3 protein-coding genes are annotated in these 3525 nt (G+C 32.5%); 2 read left to right on the forward strand and 1 reads right to left on the reverse strand.

What is annotated here, in order from left to right:
• The first annotated feature begins 440 nt into the window (after positions 1–440).
• Both QZ265_RS10205 and zapE read left to right on the forward strand, forming a co-directional pair.
• Entirely contained in the window at positions 441–1106 is a 666-nt protein-coding gene (locus tag QZ265_RS10205) for an alpha/beta fold hydrolase (protein ID WP_296405863.1), read from the forward strand.
• Positions 1107–1201: 95 nt separating this feature from the next.
• Positions 1202–2335, forward strand: a complete 1134-nt coding sequence (gene zapE / locus QZ265_RS10210) for a cell division protein ZapE (RefSeq protein ID WP_296405864.1) — start codon at positions 1202–1204, stop codon at positions 2333–2335.
• A gap of 262 nt (positions 2336–2597) precedes the next feature.
• Here the strand turns inward: zapE and QZ265_RS10215 are convergent, their stop codons facing one another.
• Positions 2598–3140, reverse strand: coding sequence for a hypothetical protein (locus QZ265_RS10215; RefSeq protein WP_296405865.1), 543 nt, complete (start codon positions 3138–3140; stop codon positions 2598–2600).
• Positions 3141–3525 lie beyond the last annotated feature (385 nt).

Raw genomic sequence — 3525 nt, forward strand, 5'->3', positions numbered from 1 at the left:
TGGAACGATTTTAGCTATCAGCAGTGCTAATTTGCGAATGTTCCACACGCCCTAAACTTTTCAAAAAATCATAAGCTAAGTACATAAGCAAAGCGATTGTCATTCCAGTATATAAGACAATACTTTATGAAGTATAGAGAATTCATTATTTAGTGTAAGGCTTGTTACTAGGATTTGGGATTTAACTAATATTTTATTCACTCTAAAAAAGTATTACAGAGGTATATCCATATTTCAGGTAGTATTTGCTTTTATGTAGTCCTATGATTATTCTTATAATCAAAGTTTAATAATAAATAGATAATATTTAATGGATGATTATTAATGGCTAATAACCAATAACCAATAACCAATAGCCAATAACCAATAGCCAATATAGACCATAGAAATTTATAAAAACATTTTATTAGCGCAACAATTAAAAGATTAAGTCGATACCTATGAAAATAAATTCTCAAAATCTGCTTATTGATGGACCAGCTGGTAAGCTTGAAGTAGAAGCACTATGGCAAAATAACGACCCTCAAGATATCAATACAAAAAGATTCGCTTTATTGTGTCATCCTAATCCTTTATTTGATGGTACTATGAAAAACAAAGTCGTGACTACTTTGTATAACTTTGCTCGAGATGAAGGGATGCATGTGGTGCGTTTTAACTTTCGAGGGGCAGGTAAGTCTACAGGCGAGCACGATTATGCAGTGGGTGAGATTGAAGATGCTATGGCTGTATTACAGTGGATATGTAATCAAACCTTAGCTACTCAAGTATGGTTAGGCGGCTTTTCATTTGGTGGTTATATAATTACTCGTGTTGCTGAACAGCTTTTAGTTACGCCGCATATATGGGGTTTGACCGATCTGGAAATTGTTAAAGTAGTATTAATAGCCCCATCTGTTGAAAATAACGATGCTTCAGATGTTATGTTGCCCACACAAAAAACCATTGAAATCTATGGTGATGAGGACAATGTCATAAGGCCTGAAGTAATGAAAAAATTTGCTGAAGATAAGCAAATTAAAAGTTACGTGGTTGAAGGTGCGGGACATTTCTTCCATGGCCGTTTGACCGATATTAAATATTTATTAGAACAACATGCAACTTAAATTAACTGATTGATTAAGTTCTAAGTGAATTCAATAAACAATTATCAACTATAAATTTATATCTCATCTATATATACATAAGCGATACTTAAAATATGATTCAATCCACTACAAGCTCCCCTCTACAAAGATATCAGGCTGCAGTAGCGACCAATGAGTTTAACCATGACCCTATACAAGAAAAAGCTATGACATATCTTGATGAGGTATATTATCAGTTAATAGAAAATTCGAAAGAAAAAAAAGGTCTATTTAGTCTATTTAAAGCTCAACCAGTTCCGCCAAAAGGTTTATACATGTGGGGCGGAGTAGGTCGAGGTAAAACTTGGATGATGGATATGTTTTTTGAATCCGTTCCTCTTCAGCGTAAAATACGTATGCATTTTCATCATTTTATGCAAAGAGTACATAGAGAGCTTAACAAACTGCAAGGCAGTAGTGATCCATTAGAAAAAGTCGCTGATATTATTCATGGCGAAGCGGTTTTGATTTGCTTTGATGAATTCTTTGTATCAAACGTCTCCGATGCGATGATTTTAGGTGACTTATTTACCATGTTATTCAAACGTGGTATTACGCTTGTGGCCACATCAAACATAGAACCTTCAGGATTATATAAAGATGGACTGCACAGGGATCGTTTTATGCCAGCAATAGCTGAGCTAGAAAAGCATACTACGGTCATGAACATAGATTCCGGTATTGACTATCGCTTACGTTTATTACAGCAAGCTGAGCTATATAAGTTTCCTTTGACTAAGGAAAACAGTCACTGGTTAGCCAATCGATTTGTTTCATTAGCCAATAATCATAAAATTGCAAAAGAGCCTATTATTATCAATGGCCGCCAAATCAAAATTAATGCCCGTACTGAGACAGTCCTTTATTGTGATTTTAGACAGCTTTGTATGGAACCAAGGTCAGCTAATGATTTTATTGAAATTGCCAATAACTTTACTACCGTATTAGTTGACAACGTTCCTTCACTAACAGACGTGTTACGTGATCCGACCCGTCGATTTATTTATTTGGTCGATGAATTCTACGATCGACGCGTTAAATTACTAATTAGAGCTGAGCAATCTATTTTAGATTTATATCAGGGTGATAAATTGGCGTTTGAAATTGAAAGAACCCGTTCACGTTTGCTCGAAATGCAATCTGAAGATTATTTGAAACTTGAGCATCGCTTGGATTTGGATAGCAATAAATCAGATATGAATAAATGAAATATCGCTAAATAAGATAGCAATAAATCACATAGCAATTAATCAAATAATAACAGTCACAATATACCAAATTAGGTCGTCTGCCATGTTGGGGGTCAACCTATTGAAAAAACTATTATTAAAAATTAAGGCTTATAAATAAAGAGTATATTAACTCCTATTTATAAGCCTTTTTTATAATATTTATTTGGATATTCTATTCAATAAACTATTAATAACTTAATGCTATAAGAATTTTAGATTAGGTATGAGTAAAGCTTAGTTAGTGTACAATAGTATTAAAAGCAACGTTAACAGATTTTTTAGCTGGTATGTACTTAATGTCCCAACGTAAAGATTTATAATCTGATAAAGGCACTTTTTCAAGTTTACCATCAACTATACGCATCAATGGTATTTCACTATAGTTATAATAATCTGAAGAAGCTTGAGCACTTGGTGGATAAGCTTCTCCTGTAAATTCAGTATTTGCAGGAATTGGAAGCGTCACAGTTGTGTTTTGAATAGCGGTTTCTAAGGTATTTCTAAAAATAGCTTTGTACTGAATTAATGTGCCTACCTTTGCCGTATTCACAGGAATATATATCCGTTCCCCATTATTTTTAATGACCACTTTACTAGCAATGAGTTTCATTTTAAGGGCATCATTAGCATGTGCAGGTATGGGTGTCAAAGTTAACAAAAGGCTAGAGAAAACAGCAGTTAAATAGATATTGCTATATTTTATAATAGACTTAGGTACGACAAGCTGCCAGAAGTATAGCCGATTACTATAAAAACTCATTCTTGAAATAACTGCGGTCAATATGAACTCCTTATTGAAACTTACTATACAATTAATCGATCAACTAATTAACTTATTAATTAATTATTTTACTAACTAACTATTTTACTAACTTATTAATTTACTAACTAAATAAAAAAGCAACTAGCAAGTCTGTAGTACTTTAATTCTCACGATAAACAACAATTAATTATCATTATAGAACTATATTTAGTTGTAAATAACGGCATGTTAAGTCTTTGAACAATAACCCTAAGGTGAAACTAATAGGATATTGATAAAGTATTGGTGTCAAAATATTAAACCACTACTGCTTTATATTAAATATACCCTATTTAGTATAAATCTAATAATCAATATTGATTAGATTTAATACGGGGAAGTTAATATCATATCTATAATTTAA

Source organism: Psychrobacter sp., from assembly GCF_018260395.1.
Classification (GTDB): Bacteria; Pseudomonadota; Gammaproteobacteria; order Pseudomonadales; family Moraxellaceae; genus Psychrobacter.